This is a genomic window from Actinomycetospora lemnae, assembly GCF_028737315.1.
GTDB classification, from domain to species: domain Bacteria; phylum Actinomycetota; class Actinomycetes; order Mycobacteriales; family Pseudonocardiaceae; genus Actinomycetospora; species Actinomycetospora lemnae.
The window spans coordinates 370,574-384,588 of the sequence record NZ_JAQZAO010000003.1 but is presented as its reverse complement, the minus strand read 5'-3'; the positions used below and the strand labels follow the sequence as shown (position 1 = coordinate 384,588).

General features: G+C 73.3%; 16 protein-coding genes and 1 pseudogene. 9 read left to right on the top strand and 8 right to left on the bottom strand.

The window, feature by feature from the left end:
- Window positions 1-264: 264 nt before the first annotated feature.
- Entirely contained in the window at window positions 265-2,418 is a 2,154-nt protein-coding gene (locus PGB27_RS08850; RefSeq protein ID WP_274200000.1) for a malate synthase G, read from the top strand.
- A 26-nt stretch (window positions 2,419-2,444) separates the two neighbouring features.
- On the opposite strand, the gene PGB27_RS08845 is transcribed toward PGB27_RS08850, so the two are convergent.
- Window positions 2,445-2,846, bottom strand: a complete 402-nt coding sequence (locus tag PGB27_RS08845) for a YchJ family protein (RefSeq protein WP_408630031.1) — start codon at window positions 2,844-2,846, stop codon at window positions 2,445-2,447.
- A 284-nt stretch (window positions 2,847-3,130) separates the two neighbouring features.
- On the opposite strand from PGB27_RS08845, the gene PGB27_RS08840 reads away from it, so the two are divergent.
- From PGB27_RS08840 to PGB27_RS08825, 5 genes and pseudogenes are all read left to right on the top strand, one after another.
- On the top strand, window positions 3,131-3,322 hold the full coding sequence (locus PGB27_RS08840) for a hypothetical protein (RefSeq protein WP_274199998.1): 192 nt from the start codon (window positions 3,131-3,133) through the stop codon (window positions 3,320-3,322).
- A gap of 33 nt (window positions 3,323-3,355) precedes the next feature.
- A pseudogene (locus PGB27_RS29400) lies at window positions 3,356-3,508 on the top strand (DUF3040 domain-containing protein); the annotation flags it as partial.
- 126 nt (window positions 3,509-3,634) lie between these two features.
- Window positions 3,635-3,835, top strand: a complete 201-nt coding sequence (locus PGB27_RS08835; protein WP_274199997.1) for a hypothetical protein — start codon at window positions 3,635-3,637, stop codon at window positions 3,833-3,835.
- Between the two features lie 119 nt (window positions 3,836-3,954).
- Window positions 3,955-4,326 (top strand): winged helix-turn-helix domain-containing protein, encoded by a 372-nt coding sequence (locus tag PGB27_RS08830; protein WP_274199996.1) that lies wholly within the window; start codon window positions 3,955-3,957, stop codon window positions 4,324-4,326.
- Between the two features lie 204 nt (window positions 4,327-4,530).
- Window positions 4,531-5,109 (top strand): hypothetical protein, encoded by a 579-nt coding sequence (locus PGB27_RS08825; protein WP_274199995.1) that lies wholly within the window; start codon window positions 4,531-4,533, stop codon window positions 5,107-5,109.
- A 60-nt stretch (window positions 5,110-5,169) separates the two neighbouring features.
- Here PGB27_RS08825 and PGB27_RS08820 read toward each other — a convergent pair whose 3' ends face one another.
- From PGB27_RS08820 to PGB27_RS08795, 6 genes are all read right to left on the bottom strand, one after another.
- Window positions 5,170-5,325 (bottom strand): hypothetical protein, encoded by a 156-nt coding sequence (locus PGB27_RS08820; protein WP_274199994.1) that lies wholly within the window; start codon window positions 5,323-5,325, stop codon window positions 5,170-5,172.
- 71 nt (window positions 5,326-5,396) lie between these two features.
- Window positions 5,397-7,046: an NAD-dependent malic enzyme gene (locus PGB27_RS08815; RefSeq protein ID WP_274199993.1), complete on the bottom strand. Its 1,650-nt coding sequence runs from the start codon at window positions 7,044-7,046 to the stop codon at window positions 5,397-5,399.
- A 131-nt stretch (window positions 7,047-7,177) separates the two neighbouring features.
- Complete coding sequence (locus PGB27_RS08810) at window positions 7,178-7,993, bottom strand: hypothetical protein (RefSeq protein ID WP_274199992.1); 816 nt, start codon at window positions 7,991-7,993, stop codon at window positions 7,178-7,180.
- Window positions 7,994-8,208: 215 nt separating this feature from the next.
- Window positions 8,209-8,559 carry a cupin domain-containing protein gene (locus PGB27_RS08805; RefSeq protein WP_274199991.1) on the bottom strand — a complete coding sequence of 117 codons (351 nt, stop codon included), beginning with the start codon at window positions 8,557-8,559 and terminating at the stop codon, window positions 8,209-8,211.
- A 25-nt stretch (window positions 8,560-8,584) separates the two neighbouring features.
- Complete coding sequence (xylA, locus tag PGB27_RS08800) at window positions 8,585-9,769, bottom strand: xylose isomerase (protein ID WP_274199990.1); 1,185 nt, start codon at window positions 9,767-9,769, stop codon at window positions 8,585-8,587.
- Between the two features lie 70 nt (window positions 9,770-9,839).
- Window positions 9,840-10,859 (bottom strand): NADP-dependent oxidoreductase, encoded by a 1,020-nt coding sequence (locus PGB27_RS08795; RefSeq protein WP_274199989.1) that lies wholly within the window; start codon window positions 10,857-10,859, stop codon window positions 9,840-9,842.
- Window positions 10,860-10,949: 90 nt separating this feature from the next.
- Between PGB27_RS08795 and PGB27_RS08790 the strand changes: the two genes are divergently transcribed.
- The 3 genes from PGB27_RS08790 (at window position 10,950) to PGB27_RS08780 (ending at window position 12,911) form a co-directional block, all read left to right on the top strand.
- Window positions 10,950-11,519, top strand: coding sequence for a TetR/AcrR family transcriptional regulator (locus tag PGB27_RS08790; protein ID WP_274199988.1), 570 nt, complete (start codon window positions 10,950-10,952; stop codon window positions 11,517-11,519).
- A complete protein-coding gene (locus tag PGB27_RS08785) occupies window positions 11,516-12,310 on the top strand; it encodes a helix-turn-helix domain-containing protein (protein ID WP_274199987.1) in 795 nt (264 codons plus the stop codon). Before PGB27_RS08790 ends, PGB27_RS08785 begins: the two co-directional genes overlap by 4 nt.
- A gap of 118 nt (window positions 12,311-12,428) precedes the next feature.
- Entirely contained in the window at window positions 12,429-12,911 is a 483-nt protein-coding gene (locus PGB27_RS08780) for an alpha/beta hydrolase (RefSeq protein WP_274199986.1), read from the top strand.
- Here PGB27_RS08780 and PGB27_RS08775 read toward each other — a convergent pair.
- Window positions 12,867-13,775: a CBS domain-containing protein gene (locus PGB27_RS08775; protein ID WP_274199985.1), complete on the bottom strand. Its 909-nt coding sequence runs from the start codon at window positions 13,773-13,775 to the stop codon at window positions 12,867-12,869. The two genes, PGB27_RS08780 and PGB27_RS08775, sit on opposite strands and share 45 nt — an antisense overlap.
- Between the last annotated feature and the right edge of the window lie 240 nt (window positions 13,776-14,015).

The window sequence follows — 14,015 nt, the reverse complement described above, 5'->3', positions numbered from 1 at the left end:
GTTCAGCCATCGCTCGGGATGACCCTGCGCTGTCAGGGCGAAACCAGCATCGTTCCTGCTCGCGGGCGGTTCCTGCGGGACGGGGCGAGTCGCCGATCAGCTCGCGGGTGTTCGACAGGTGCCCGCGCGGGCAAGTACAGAGGGTCGCGCTCTCCGTGTCGCCCTCCGGACGACGCGGGTAGACGGCAGCCGACGGCGACGGAGGTCGTCGTCGCGAGCCCGATGGGTCCAGCAGGTGAGGAAGGCGGTCCGTCAGTGTCCGAGATGTCCGAGCGTTCCGGGCTGAAGGTCGACGAGCACCTGCGAGCGTTCGTCGAGGACGAGCTGCTCGCGCAGGTCGAGATCACCCCTGAGCAGTTCTGGTCGACCCTGGCGGATCTGCAGGAGCGGTTCGCGCCCCGCATCGCGACGGCGCTGGCCGAGCGGGACGATCTGCAGGGCAAGATCGACGCCTGGCACCGCGAGCACGGCGCGGGCTCCCGGGACGACTACGAGAAGCTGCTGACCGATCTCGGCTACCTCGAGCCGGAGCCGTCGAGCGTCCCGACGATCGACGTCGACCGGGTCGACCCGGAGATCGCCGAGGTCCCCGGCCCGCAGCTGGTGGTGCCGTCCACGAACGCGCGGTTCTCGCTCAACGCCGCGAACGCCCGCTGGGGCTCGCTGTTCGATGCGTTCTACGGCACCGACGCGCTCCCCCAGGACCACGAGCTCGCCCCGGGCTACGACGAGCAGCGCGGCGCCCAGGTCATCGAGGCCGCCGACGCGGTGCTCGACGAGCTCTTCCCGCTCGAGCGCGGGAGCCACGCCGACGTCACCGCCTACCGGGCGTCGACCGACGGGCTGGTCGCCGACACGGCGGACGGCACGGTCGGCCTCGCCGACCCGTCGGCGTTCGCCGGCTTCAACGCGCCGGACGCCGACGGCCGCGGAAACGTGCTGCTCGTCCGCCACGGCCTGCACGTCGACCTGGTGATCGACCCGTCCACGCAGGTGGGACGCCAGCACCACGCGGACGTCAGCGACGTCGTGCTCGAGTCGGCGGTCACCACGATCGTCGACCTCGAGGACTCGGTGGCGACGGTCGACGGCGAGGACAAGGCCCTGGCCTACCGCACGTGGCTCGGGCTGATGACCGGCGACCTGGTCGCGGAGTTCCCCAAGGGCGGGAAGACCGTCACCCGCCGGGTCCACCCCGACCGCGAGTACACCGCCCCCGACGGCTCGGCGCTGACGCTGCCGGGTCGCTCGCTGATGCTGGTCCGCACCTGCGGGCACCACATGACCACGAACGCGGTGCTCACCGCGGACGGCGAGGAGGTCGCCGAGGGCGTGCTCGACGCGCTCGTGTGCGCCGTCGCCGCCCTCCACGACCTGCGCGGGCTCGGATCGCACACCAACTCCCGCGCCGGCAGCGTCTACGTCGTCAAGCCCAAGCAGCACGGGCCGGCGGAGGTCGCGCTGACCGTCGAGCTGTTCGCGGCGGTCGAGGAGGCCCTCGGCCTGGACACGAACACGCTCAAGATCGGCATCATGGACGAGGAGAAGCGGACGACGGCCAACCTGTCGGCCTGCATCGGCGAGGCCGCGCACCGCGTGATCTTCGTGAACACCGGGTTCCTCGACCGGACCGGCGACGAGATCCACACCTGCTTCGCCGCCGGGCCGGTGCTGCGCAAGGGAGACATGAAGTCGACGGTCTGGCTGCAGACCTACGAGGACCGCAACGTCGACGTCGCCCTGGCGGCCGGCTTCGAGCACCGCGCGCAGATCGGCAAGGGGATGTGGGCCAAGCCCGCCGCCATGGCCGAGATGCTCGAGCAGAAGATCGGGCACCCGAAGGCGGGCGCGAACACGGCATGGGTGCCCTCGCCGACCGCCGCGACGCTGCACGCGCTGCACTACCTGCGCGTCGACGTGCACGCCGTCCAGGACGAGATCGCGCAGCGGGAGACGGCCGACCGCCGGAACCTGCTGGAGCTCCCGCTCACCGACCCGAGCACCCTGTCGGACGACGAGGTGCGCCGGGAGCTGGAGACCAACGCCCAGTCGATCCTCGGCTACGTCGTGCGCTGGGTCGGGATGGGCATCGGCTGCTCGACGGTGCCCGACCTCGACGGGGTCGGGCTCATGGAGGACCGCGCGACGCTGCGGATCTCCAGCCAGCTGATCGCGAACTGGCTGGAGCACGGCGTCGTCGACGCCGACACGGTGCGGGAGACGTTCGTGCGCCTGGCCGCCCTGGTCGACGAGCAGAACGAGGGCGTGGCCGGCTACCCGCCGATGGCGCCGGACCCGGACAAGAGCGAGTCGTTCCAGGCCGCCCTCGAGCTGGTCTTCACCGGCGGGACCGAGCCCAACGGCTACACCGAGCGTCCCCTCACGCAGTGGCGCCGGAAGGCCAAGGCCCACGCCTGAGGGAGCAGGGGGTCGTCGATCCGGCGTCACCGTCGGCGTGACCCGGCGACGACCCCGTCCACGTAGACCCACCGCCCCGCGTCCCGGAGGAACCGGCTCCGCTCCTGCTGGACCCCGGCACGCCCACCGCGCTCGTGGTGGGCGCGGAACTCGACGACACCCTCGGCGTCGAACGGGCCACCGCCGACGCGCTCGAGCACCTCGAGCCCTGTCCAGCGCACCCCCGGATCGAGCTCCAACGTCGCGGGTCGGGTGTCCGGGTGCCAGGTGCGCAGCAGATGGTCGACGTCGCCGCGGACGAAGGCCGTGTACCGCGACCGCATCAGGGCCTCCGCCGTCGGCGGCGCGGCACCGTCGTCGCCCAGGTAGCGACCGCAGCACGCGCCGACGTCCTCGAGCGATCCGCACGGACAGCGACGGGTGTCCACGGCGCCGAGCATAGGTCGCCGCGAGGTCGCGACGACGGACGTCGAGAGACCGTCGGGCTGCGCAGCGGTGCCTCCTGCCTGCCGGGCGGTCGGCCCCGGCGGACGGGTCGACGGTGCCGACGTCGACGACGCCTCCACGGGCTACCTCCGACGATGCACAATACGCGCTTCTTGACACGCGAAATATAGATCGTACTATCGGGAGCGCATCGCAGCGCCGAGATCCGACGGAGAAGGTGGACCTGCTCCGTGGTGATGCGCGACCCACACAGAAGGGCTCGATCGTGCGGAGACCACATCTCCTGCTGCGGGTCGTGGCCGATGTCCTCGACCTGGGAGCGGAAGCCGTCGCGGCGGTGTCCCTACTCGCCGTGAGCCTCGTCGAGTCGCGTCCCGCCGGGACCGGAGCGGCGACGACGACGACGATCGAGCAGCCCCGTCCGCAGCCCGCCCCGCCGCGCGCCGTCGCCGGTTGATCGCCCGCTGCCGCATCCTGGAGAGACACCGCCATGCCCGATCCCCACGGAGTCTTCGACGACGATCGCGCCGGCCGGGCCCGACCGCTGGACGAGCACGAGCAGCGCCGCCTGGACGACATCGCCGCCTGGCTCGATCTCACCGACGCCCGGTTCGGCGCCCGCATGCGCCGTCTCGGCCCCCGCCCGCCACGTCGCGTCGACCCTCCGCGAGATCGACCCCGGGCGGATGGGAACGGACCCGGGACCGACGACGGGTCCGAGCGGCGACGACCGGCGATCGCCGACCCGGGACCGGGCGGTGGCGAACCGATGGACCAGCGGAGCTGGAACCGACTGGTCCAGGTCGCCGCGGTGCTCACCGTGGCACTGATCCTGCTTGCGGCCTTCCTCCCGGGCCCGTGGGCCGTGTTGGCGATCAGCATGCTGGCCACCTTCGTGCCCTTGCTGGTGATCGCGATCTACGCGCTCCGCCTTCCCGCCGAACCGGACCCGCACGACACCTCGAGCTGACCGGCCACTGGGGCTCCCGTCACGTCAGGCCGCGCCACGACCATCCCCTCGTACGATGCTCGATGCGCGAATCGCGCTGTGGCGGAGTGGGCGTGCAGGCACGATCCGGGGAGTGCGACGTGGTCTCGACGAACTGGGCCGAGCAGCAGGCCGACGACGTGGACGCACACGGTCACACCTCGTCGGGATGGACCTTCCTGACCAACCACGCGCACGTGCTGGTCGCCTTGGCTCGCGACCCCAGGATGCGCCTGCGCGACGTGGCGCTGCTGGTCGGGATCACGGAGCGATCGGTGCAGTCGATCGTTGCCGACCTCGAGGCCGCCGACTACCTGCGCCGGGCCCGGGAGGGACGCCGTAACCGCTACGAGGTGAACCCGGCCGGGCCTTTCCGTCACCCCGCCGAGCGCGATCACGCGGTCGGTGAGCTCCTCGAGCTGTTCACCGACGACACGGCGGGCCACGGTGGCTCCGCCGAACGACGACTCTAGACACACGAATATTAGTTCGTGTATTGTGCGTCGTGAGGGGAGTACCTCGATCCTGGACTTCGTCGTCATCACGGTGTCGCCCGACATCCGGCGAAGCCACTCACCGCCTGCCGTGCCGACGTGCCGCGGCGATGAGGGAGGGAGACCTCACCACCGGAGCCGTGGCCGCGGAACCCGTGAGCACGGCCAGCTGGGAGGTGAGACATGCCGGCATGCCTCGAGAGGTCGCTCGCGCACGAGCCGTCGACGGAGCCCGTGATCGCGATCGACGAGGCGGCGCGAGAAGGCGGAGGCCTTCCCGCCCCTGCACGCGACCGCCCCGACCGCGACGACCACCTGCTGGTCGGGGTGCGCGACGAGACCGACGTGCAGACCACCCTCGCCGAGGCGGTGGATCGGGCACGGTGTGAGGACCGGGCCCTGCTCGTCGCCCTCGTCCGTCCCCAGGCGCCGCTGAGCACCGACGCCGTGATGCAGCAGCGCGCTGCCGACCGCGCCACGAGGGATCTGGTCCGGCGGCGTGTCCTGGTCCGCGCCATGTGCGCCGAGGCCGGCGTGCGGCTCGACGACATCCGCACGATCGCCCAGCCGTGGCGCCTCGGCGCACGCGGGCGGGAACGAGCACTCCGGCGGCGTCTCCACGCCCTCGCACGCACTCTGGGAGCCGAGCTCCACCCGCTCCCCCCACGCCACGGCGGCGACGACGTCAGCCACGCACAACACCGTCCGGCCTCGACGCGCCCCCCGTTCTCGACGCCCCTCGACGACGCGGGTCTCCGGTGAGCGCTGTCGAGTCCGGCGTTCCGCCTCGCGTCCGGATCGTGCTGCGGGGGTGATCGGGCGTCAGGGCCCCGTCCCGACCTCCACGGTCCGCTTCTTCTTGTCCCTCTCGTTCTCGACCGCGCCCCACACGAGGACGGCGACGACGGGCGCCATCGCGACCGCGACGGCCTTGACGGCAGGGCCGAGCACTCTCAGGGCAAGGCCGGTGATGACCATGACGCTCCTCGGGTCGGGGAGAAGAAAATACCCCCGACGACGCAGCACATGCGCCTCGACGAGGCACCCGATCAGCCCCGCCCGTACTCCGGCGCCCAGCGGGTCCGGTGGACGGCGGCGCGCAGGTCGTCGTCGGAGGCCGGCGGGGCCACGCCGTCGGCGACGGCTTGCCGGGCGACGGCGAGGGCGATGTCGTCGGCGACCCGGCGGACGTCGGCCCACGGTGGCAGCAGCGGCGCGTGGGGGTCGGCCAGGGCGGGCGAGGCGGCGCCGAGGGCACCGGCCGCGGCACGCATCATCGCGTCGGTGACCCGGGTCGCCCGCGCCGCGGTCACGGCAAGGCCCACGGCCGGGAAGATGTAGACGTTGTTGCACTGGGCGACGGGCACGTCCCCGTCGTCCTCGCGGTGCAGCGGCGGGAACGGCGAGCCGGTGGCGATCAGGGCCCGCCCGTCGGTCCACGCGTCGAGGTCGGCGGGGCGGGCCTCGGCGTTGTCGGTCGGGTTGGACAGCGGGAAGATGATCGGCCGCTCGACCCGACCCGCCATGGTCCGGACGATCGTCTCGGTGAACGCGCCCTGCGCCGTGGACAGGCCGACCAGCACCCCGACCTGCACGTGGGCCACCACGTCGGCCAGCGACGGCAGCCCGGTGACCCCCCAGCCGGCGACGGCGGCCGGGTCGTGGGCGAAGGCGCGCTGGGCGGCCGAGAGGTCGTCGCGGTCGGTGGTGAGCAGGCCGCGGACGTCGACGACCCAGCACCGGTCGCGGGCCTCGTCGGCGGACAGGCCCTCGTCGACCATGGCCTGGCGGACCATCTCCATCACCCCGATGCCCGCGGAGCCGGCGCCGAGCATCACGACCTGCTGGTCCCGCAGCGGAACCCCGGCCACCTCGGTCGCCCCGCGCAGGGCCCCGAGCGCCACGGCGGCGGTGCCCTGGATGTCGTCGTTGAAGGTCAGCAACCGGTCGCGGTAGCGCTCGAGGATCGGGTGGGCGTGCGGGGTCGCGAAGTCCTCCCACTGCAGCAGCACGTCGGGCAGCTCGTCCTGCACCGCGGCGACGAACGCCTCGACGAAGGCGTCGTAGTCGTCGTCGCCGATGCGGTGGTGGCGCCAGCCCAGGTAGAAGGGGTCGTCGAGCAGCGTCGGGTTGTCGGTGCCGACGTCGAGCAGCACCGGCAGGGTCCGGGCCGGGTCGATGCCGCCGATGAGCGTGTAGAGGGAGAGCTTCCCGACGGGGATGCCCATGCCGCCCACGCCCTGGTCGCCGATGCCGAGGATGCGCTGCCCGTCGGTCACGACGATGACGTCCACCTCGCGCTGGCGACGGTTGCGCAGGGCCTCACGGAGGTGGTCGCGGTCGGGCCAGGACAGGTAGAGCCCCCGTGGGCGGCGCCAGATCTCGGAGAACCGCCGGCAGCCCTCGGCGACGGTCGGGGTGTAGACGAGCGGGAGCGCGGTCGGCACGTCGGCGGCGAGCACGGCGTAGAACAGGCGCTCGTTGCGGTCCTGCAGGGCGCGCAGATAGATGTAGCGGTCGAGGTCGGTGGCCTGGCGGCGCACCTCGCCCCACGACCGCGCCACCTGCTCGTCCAGCGTCGTCACCGCGTAGGGCAGCAGCCCCAGCAGACCCAGCTCGCGGCGCTCCTCGTGGGTGAACGACGTCCCCTTGGTCCGCAGCGGGTCGTCCAGCACGTGGCCGGCGTCCTCCTCGGTCACGACGCCCCCCCTCCCCGCGTCCGTGGACCATCGGTGATGTCGGACGCGGTCGTCGCACCCTACCGTCGCCCGTATGGCGCAGGACACAGGAACGTTGGGGGCAACGTCGTCGGCCTGTGCCCCACCGCGAGTCAGCGGGGGACGGCGTCCGGCGAGAGGTCGCTGCTCGGGGCGTTGCCCCCGACGACCGGGGTCAGCGTGACCGTCCACGTCGTGAACTGCGTCGAGGTCGTGGTGAACGTGAACGGGTCGTCGTAACGGGTGGCCTGGCGGGCGGCGGTGAACCCGCGGAGGTCCTCGTTCCACCCCTCGCCGGTGGCGAAGTAGATGTCGTAGGTGCCGTCGGGGACGTCGCTGATCGTCGCGGTCTCGCCGGCACGCACGTAGAAGCCGCGGATCACCTGCTGCCCGGACGCCAGGGTGACGTAGGCGTCGGTGCTCCCGCCGTTGACGGCGGTCAGCTCCCCGTTCCCGCTGCGTCCCTGCTCGACGATCACGGCGCCGGTCGCGGGTCGGGGGCCCTTCGGCGTCGGAGCGGGCGTGACCGGCGCCGGGGCCGCCGTGGTGGAGGCGGGCACCGGGGCGGGTGCGGCGGCGGTGCCGTCGGACTGACCGAGACGGGCCAGCGTGACCAGACCGAGGACGACCACGGCCACGGCGAGCAGCACGTTGCGCGCCGTCCGGGGGCGCGGGCCACCGGGTGGCCGTGCAGGACCCGCCGGACCCGCCGGACCCGCCGCCGGACCGAAGGGCGGCGGACCCGGTGGCGCCCCGGGCGGCGGCGGGGGCCAGGCCTGGAGACCCGCGGGCGGGGTCGCGGGGGCGAACGGGCCCGCCCACGGCGCCGGCGGCGTGGGGTGGACGGAGCGCTGGGAGGGGACGGGCGGCACGCCCGGGAACGGCCCGTTCCACGGGGTCTGGTCGTGGTGCGTGTGGGGTGTGGTCATCGCGTCCCCCTCGTGGAGCGGGACCGCCCGGTCGGCGTGTCCCGGATACTCACGAGCGTGCTCGCCGGTGACGTGGGTCACGAGGGAGACGGCCCCCTGACCGGGGTGGGGCTACCCCCACGCCGCAGCGGGACGACGACCCGACCCCGACGGCCAGGACCCGGGACGGCAGGGCCGGCGCGTCCGGCGCGTCCGGCGACGAGCGAGCCGGTCGGTCATGCCGGGGGCGTGGCGCAGACGGCGACGAAGGCCAGACCGTCGCGCCCGGCCCGCAGGTGCCGGGACGACTCCACCGTGACGGCGATGTACTGCCCGGGCTCGACGGGCGTCTCCTCCCCGTCGACGACCACCCAGCCGTGCCCGCTCAGGATGGCGTAGGCGTCCTCGGCGTGGTCGTCACGGTGGTCGTGGGGAACGGTCTCCTCGCCGGCCGGCAGTTCGATCTGGTACAGCCCGAAGGCCGTGATGCCGAGCGCCTCCCCGACCCGCTTCTCGAAGGGGCTCGCGGCAGGGTGCGGGCCCCGTCCGGTGTCGAGGTCGGCCGGGTCGACGATCTGGTAGCTCACGCGCGGAACCTACGCGGCCAGGATCTCAGCGCCTCCCGAGCAGGTGCTCGACGGCGAGCCGCTGCACGCGGGCGAAGCCGTAGCCCTGGGTGCGGGCGCGGTCGATGTCGAAGTCCTCGTACGCGGAGCGGTCGGCGAGCAGGTCGGCGTAGGTCTCGCCCTCGCCGAGGGTGGGCTGCGCGAGCTCGGGGACCCAGGCGGCCGCGAGGGCCTCCTGCACCTCGGGGTCGGCGCGGAACGCCCGCGCCTTCTCCCGCAGCGCGAGGTACGTCTCCATGTTCGCCAGCGCCGACTCCCACACGCCCTCGATGCTCTCGGTGCGCAGCGGCTTGTAGTCGAAGTGCCGGGGGCCGTCGTAGCCCGGCCCGCCGCCCGCGGAGCCGTTGTCGAGCAGGTCGACCGTCGAGAACGCCTGCAGCAGGTCGCCGTAGCCGAACACGAGGTCCTGGTCGTAGCGCGGGCCCTTCTGCCCGTTGAGGTCGATGTGGAACAGCTTGCCGGCCCAGAGCGCCTGCGCGATGCCGTGGGTGTAGTTGAGCGTGGCCATCTGCTCGTGCCCGGTCTCGGGGTTGATCCCGACCATGTCGGCGTGCTCGAGCTCGTGGATGAACGCCAGAGCGTGGCCGATGGTGGGCAGCAGGATGTCGCCCCGGGGCTCGTTGGGCTTGGGTTCGAGGGCGAACCGGATGCCGTAGTCGTGGTCGACCACGTACTGCGCGAGCGTGTCGATGGCCTCGCGGTAGCGGTCGAGCGCGGCGCGGACGTCCTTGCCGAAGTCGACCTCCGAGGCCTCCCGCCCGCCCCAGAACACGTAGGTGTGCGCGCCGAACTCGGCCGCCAGGTCGAGGTTGCGCATCACCTTGCGGATCGCGTAGCGGCGCACGCTGCGGTCGTTGCTGGTGAACCCGCCGTCCTTGAACACCGGGTCGCCGAACAGGTTGGTGGTGGCCATCGGCACCACGAGCCCCGTCTCGTCGAGGGCACCGCGGAACTCCCGGACGATCCGGTCCCGCTCGTCGGGGCTGCTGCCCGGCGGGATCAGGTCGTCGTCGTGGAAGGTGATGCCGTAGGCACCCAGCTCGCTGAGACGGTGGACCGCCTCCACCGCGGCGAGGACGGGACGCGTCGCCTCGCCGAACAGGTCGCGGGCCTGCCAGCCCACCGTCCAGAGCCCGAAACTGAACTTGTCCTCGCGGGTCGGCGCGGCCATGGGCCATCCCCCTGTCTCGACGTCGGGACGAAGCGTCCCGCCACGACGCCGGCCCGGCAATCGACGGTCCTCACGACCCGTCCCCGACCGTGAGCACGATCTTGCCCTGGAGGTGGCCCCGCGCGGCGTGCGCGTGGGCCTGCGCGGCGTCGGTGAGCGGGAACGTGCTGTCGATCGCCACGCGCAGCACGCCCTGGTCGAACAGCGCGGCGAGCTGGGCCATCTGCGCGCCGCTGGCGCGGACCTGGGTGGCCGAGACGGTCACGCCGGCCGCCGCCACCTCCTCCGGGTCGTACCGGGCGACGTACACGGGGAACAGCGAGCCACCCCGCCGCAGGGTGCGCAGGAAGCGCCCGCTCGTGGGGCCGCCGACGACGTCGACCACCAGGTCGGCGCCCGTCACGGCCTCCTCGGGGCGCTGTGCCGTGTAGTCGATGAACTCGTCGGCCCCGAGATCGCGCAGGAACGTCTCGTGCCGGCCCGAGGCGATCGCGACGACGCGGGCGCCCTGCCACGTCGCGAGCTGCACCACGACGTGCCCGACACCCCCGGCCGCGCCGTTGACCACCACGGTCGTCCCCGGGCCGAGGGCCACCGGGGAGTGCCGGGCCTCCTGGAAGGGCGACGGGTGGTCGTGCCCGAGCTCGACGAGGAACTGCCAGGCCGTGAGGGCCGCCATCGGCACCGCGGCCGCGTGGGTGTGGTCGAGGCTCGCCGGCTTGCGGGCGAGGTCCCGGGCGGGCGCGGTGACGTACTCGGCGTAGGCGCCGGCGTCCATGGTCTCGGGGAAGCGCAGCAGGCCGAAGACCTCGTCGCCGACGGCGAACTCCGTGACGCCGTCCGCGACGGCAGCCACCACACCGGAGACGTCCGTACCGAGCGTCATCGGCAGGTCCATCGGGGGACGCAGGTGCGCCGGCACCTCGGGCATGCCCGCGCGCAGGTACCAGTCCGGCGGGTTGAGGCCCGCCGCACGGACGCGGACCAGGACCTCCCCCGCCGCCGGCACCGGCACCGGCACCTCGTCAGCGCGCAGCACCTCCGGGCCGCCGAACTCGTGCTGCCGGATCGCCGTCATGGTCGTCGACATGCGCACCTCTCCCCTCGTCGAGCGCCCCACCCCTAAGCGGAGCAGTGCTCAGAATATTCGGAGCGGTGCTCCGTGTGTCAAGCTGGTGGCATGCGGGCGGACGCCAGGAAGAACTACGACCACCTCCTCGAGGTCGCTCGCGGGGTCGTCGCCGAGCACGGCGCGGACGCCTCCCTGCGCGACATCGCCCGCCGGGCGGGCGTCGGGCTCGGCACCCTCTACCGCCACTTCCCCACCCGGGAGGCCCTGCTCGAGGCACTGCTGCGCACCAGCTTCGACGAGCTGACCGCGCACGCCGCGGACCTCGAGCGGACCGGCACGCCGGAGGAGGCCCTCCTGACCTGGGTGCGTGACTGCACCCGGTTCACGACCACGTACCACGGGGTCACCGAGATCATGGTGGCGGCGATCGAGGCCCCCGACTCGGCCCTCCACGCGTCGTGCGTCGCGCTCCGCGCCGCCGGCGCCCGGCTGCTGCTCCGGGCGCAGGAGGCCGGCGTCGCCCGTCCCGGCATGGACGGCACCGACCTCTTCGCGCTCATCGCCGCCCTCGCGTGGCTCGGCGACCAGGCCGCCCTCGCCCCGCGCGCCGAGCACCTGTTCGACGTGATCGCCGTGCCGGCGCTCGGAGGCCGGGACGTCGTCCGGGGCACGGCGTGACCGGGCTCCCGGCGCTCGTCGAGGACGTCGACGACGTCCTCCCGGACCAGCGCGAGGCCGCCGTCGAGGCCCTCATGTCGCGCACCCACCTCGACATGGCGGTGCGGCTCGCCCCGGACCGGCCGCGGTCGGCGTTCCGGGCGCGGGTCCGCCGCCACCGGCTGCACGACCTCACGATCGTCGACACGGCCTGCGACCCCTGCAGCGGCGTCCGGAGCCGACGGCGGGCGGCGCGGACCTCCCCGGCCCTCGACGAGGTCGGCGGAGCTTCCCGCCTCTTCCGGTCCGCCGTGCTCGAGCCGACGGCGTCCGCGACGCAGCTCCTGGCCGGCTACCTGGACCTGCTGGCGCGCAGCGGCGCACAGCTCGACACCGCGGCGCGGGGTGCCGCGCGCAACGCGGCGCTGGAGCTGGTCGCCGCCGCGCTCGCCGGTGCGGGCCCGTCGTCCGGGACGCATGTCCCGACCCCGCCGCGCGCCCTGGTCGACGCCTGGATCGAGGGGCAGCTGCCGAGCGGCGACCTGCGACCGGAACGGATCGCCGCCGCCCAGGGCGTCTCGGTGCGCACGCTGTACCGCATGTTCGAGGAGTCCGGGGAGACCGTGGCCGCGTACGTGCGCACCCGACGTCTGGCGCGGGCGCGGCACGACATCGTCACCACCGCCGGGACCATCACCGACATCGCGATCCGCTGGGGCTTCACCGACGCCAGCCACTTCAGCAGGGCGTTCCGCGGCGCCTACGGCTACTCCCCGAGCGACTACCGCGAGCGGTTCTCCGCCGTCTGCTGACGCTGCCGCGCCGCGAGGTCGGCAGCCGATGGCCGGTTCGTGGCACGGCGACACCAGCCGCACGCGGGACGCACCGACCAGCATCACTCCTCGAGATCGCCGGATCGAGGAGGATCGCGTGCCTGTCGAGGCTGTCGAGGACGTCGAGTTCACCGCCCAGGGCGCCACCCTGCGCGGCTGGTTCTACCCGCCACCCGAGGGGCATGGCGCCGGCCCCTGCGTCGTCCTGCAGACCGGCTTCTCCGGGGTCAAGGAGATGGCGACGCCCGACTACGCCGAGGTGCTGCAGGCCGCCGGACTCGCGTGCCTGGTCTACGACCACCCCGGCTTCGGCGCGAGCGACGCCCTCACCCCGACCCCGCGCCAGGAGATCGACCCCTGGCAGCAGGTGCGGTGCATCCAGGACGCGATCTCCTACGCGCAGTCGCGACCCGAGGTCGACGCCGACCGCATCGGGCTCTGGGGGACGAGCTTCGCGGGCGGGCACGCCATCGTCGTGGCGGCGAGCGACCGGCGCGTCAAGGCCGTGGTCACACAGCTGCCCCTGATCTCGGGCTCACGGACCTTCGACGACGTCCGACGTGTGCCGCTCGTCGACTGATCCGGGTGAGGACGACGACGGCGAGGACGCCGCCCTCGTCGACCGCCTCCGGCGATACTCCTCGCGGAGGAGATCCCCTCGGCTCACCACGCCGACCATCCGGTCGTCGTCGTCGACGACGGGCACCATCCGCAGACCCCGAGAGACCATGGCTCGGGCGAGATCGTCGGTCGAGGTGCTGGCGCGCACGGTGACCAGGTCGCGGGACATCGCACCGCCGACCGTGCGCGGCAGCGGTGTGCGCCGGCCGGTGAGCCGGTCGGGCAACAGGTCGGCCTCGCTGACGACGCCGACGAGGTCGTCCCCGCTCAGCACCGGCAGCGCCCTCCAGCGGTTCTGCGTCAGCAGCGCGGCGGCGGTGTCGACCAGGGCGTCCTCGTCGACGCAGATGACGTCCTCGAGGGGAGTCATCACGTCGGCCGCACACCGTCCCCCGCGGCCCCCGGACCGCCACCCCCGGTGATGCGGTCTCCCCGGGGTGAGGCGGTCGAACCACCGCCCCACCGGGCCCCCTCGCGGAGGTCGGCGCAGGATGTCGCCGCGGGTGACGATCCCGACCACCACGCCCTTGTCGACGATCGGCATGGCCCGTCGTTCCCCGTAACGACGGAGTCGGTGGGCGATGATGCGCACGTCGGCGTCCGAGGTCATGAACATCGGGGTTGTGGTCATCACCTCTCCGACCGGTTCCCCCACGCGATCGTGCACGACCGCGGCGCGGAGCAGGTCCGAGGTGGTCACGATGCCGACGAGGCGGTGCCGGTCGTCGACCACGGGCAGCGCGCTGAAGCGGTTCTCGGTCAGCACCTCGGCGGCCCGTTCGATCGTCGTCTCGGGGAACGCCGTGACGACTCGGCGGGTCATGACGTCCCGGGCCCGTAGCACCATGGCTCGAGCCTGCGGCCCGGGACGGGCCGTCCACCCTGGCGAACATCCCGAGATCGGGGACCCTTGGTCCCGGGCGAGCGGCGGCGCGTGGTCCGTGGTCGCATCGCTCCCACGGTCGCCGTCGCCCCGGCGCCGTCGACCGTCGGCAGGTCGACCGGCCGGCGCATCCGGGACGAGCGGTCCTCGTCGCGAGGCCCACGACGGCGACACTGCCCT

What these genes read in the sequence shown, in the direction of transcription:
- PGB27_RS08810 (WP_274199992.1), bottom strand. Translation starts at nt 7,993, where the DNA reads ATGACCACACCCCACACGCACCACGACCAGACCCCGTGGAACGGGCCG.
- PGB27_RS08825 (WP_274199995.1), top strand. Translation starts at nt 4,531, where the DNA reads ATGCCGGCATGCCTCGAGAGGTCGCTCGCGCACGAGCCGTCGACGGAG.
- PGB27_RS08835 (WP_274199997.1), top strand. Translation starts at nt 3,635, where the DNA reads ATGGACCAGCGGAGCTGGAACCGACTGGTCCAGGTCGCCGCGGTGCTC.
- PGB27_RS08775 (WP_274199985.1), bottom strand. Translation starts at nt 13,775, where the DNA reads ATGACCCGCCGAGTCGTCACGGCGTTCCCCGAGACGACGATCGAACGG.
- PGB27_RS08795 (WP_274199989.1), bottom strand. Translation starts at nt 10,859, where the DNA reads ATGTCGACGACCATGACGGCGATCCGGCAGCACGAGTTCGGCGGCCCG.
- PGB27_RS08820 (WP_274199994.1), bottom strand. Translation starts at nt 5,325, where the DNA reads ATGGTCATCACCGGCCTTGCCCTGAGAGTGCTCGGCCCTGCCGTCAAG.
- PGB27_RS08790 (WP_274199988.1), top strand. Translation starts at nt 10,950, where the DNA reads ATGCGGGCGGACGCCAGGAAGAACTACGACCACCTCCTCGAGGTCGCT.
- PGB27_RS08850 (WP_274200000.1), top strand. Translation starts at nt 265, where the DNA reads ATGTCCGAGCGTTCCGGGCTGAAGGTCGACGAGCACCTGCGAGCGTTC.
- xylA (WP_274199990.1), bottom strand. Translation starts at nt 9,769, where the DNA reads ATGGCCGCGCCGACCCGCGAGGACAAGTTCAGTTTCGGGCTCTGGACG.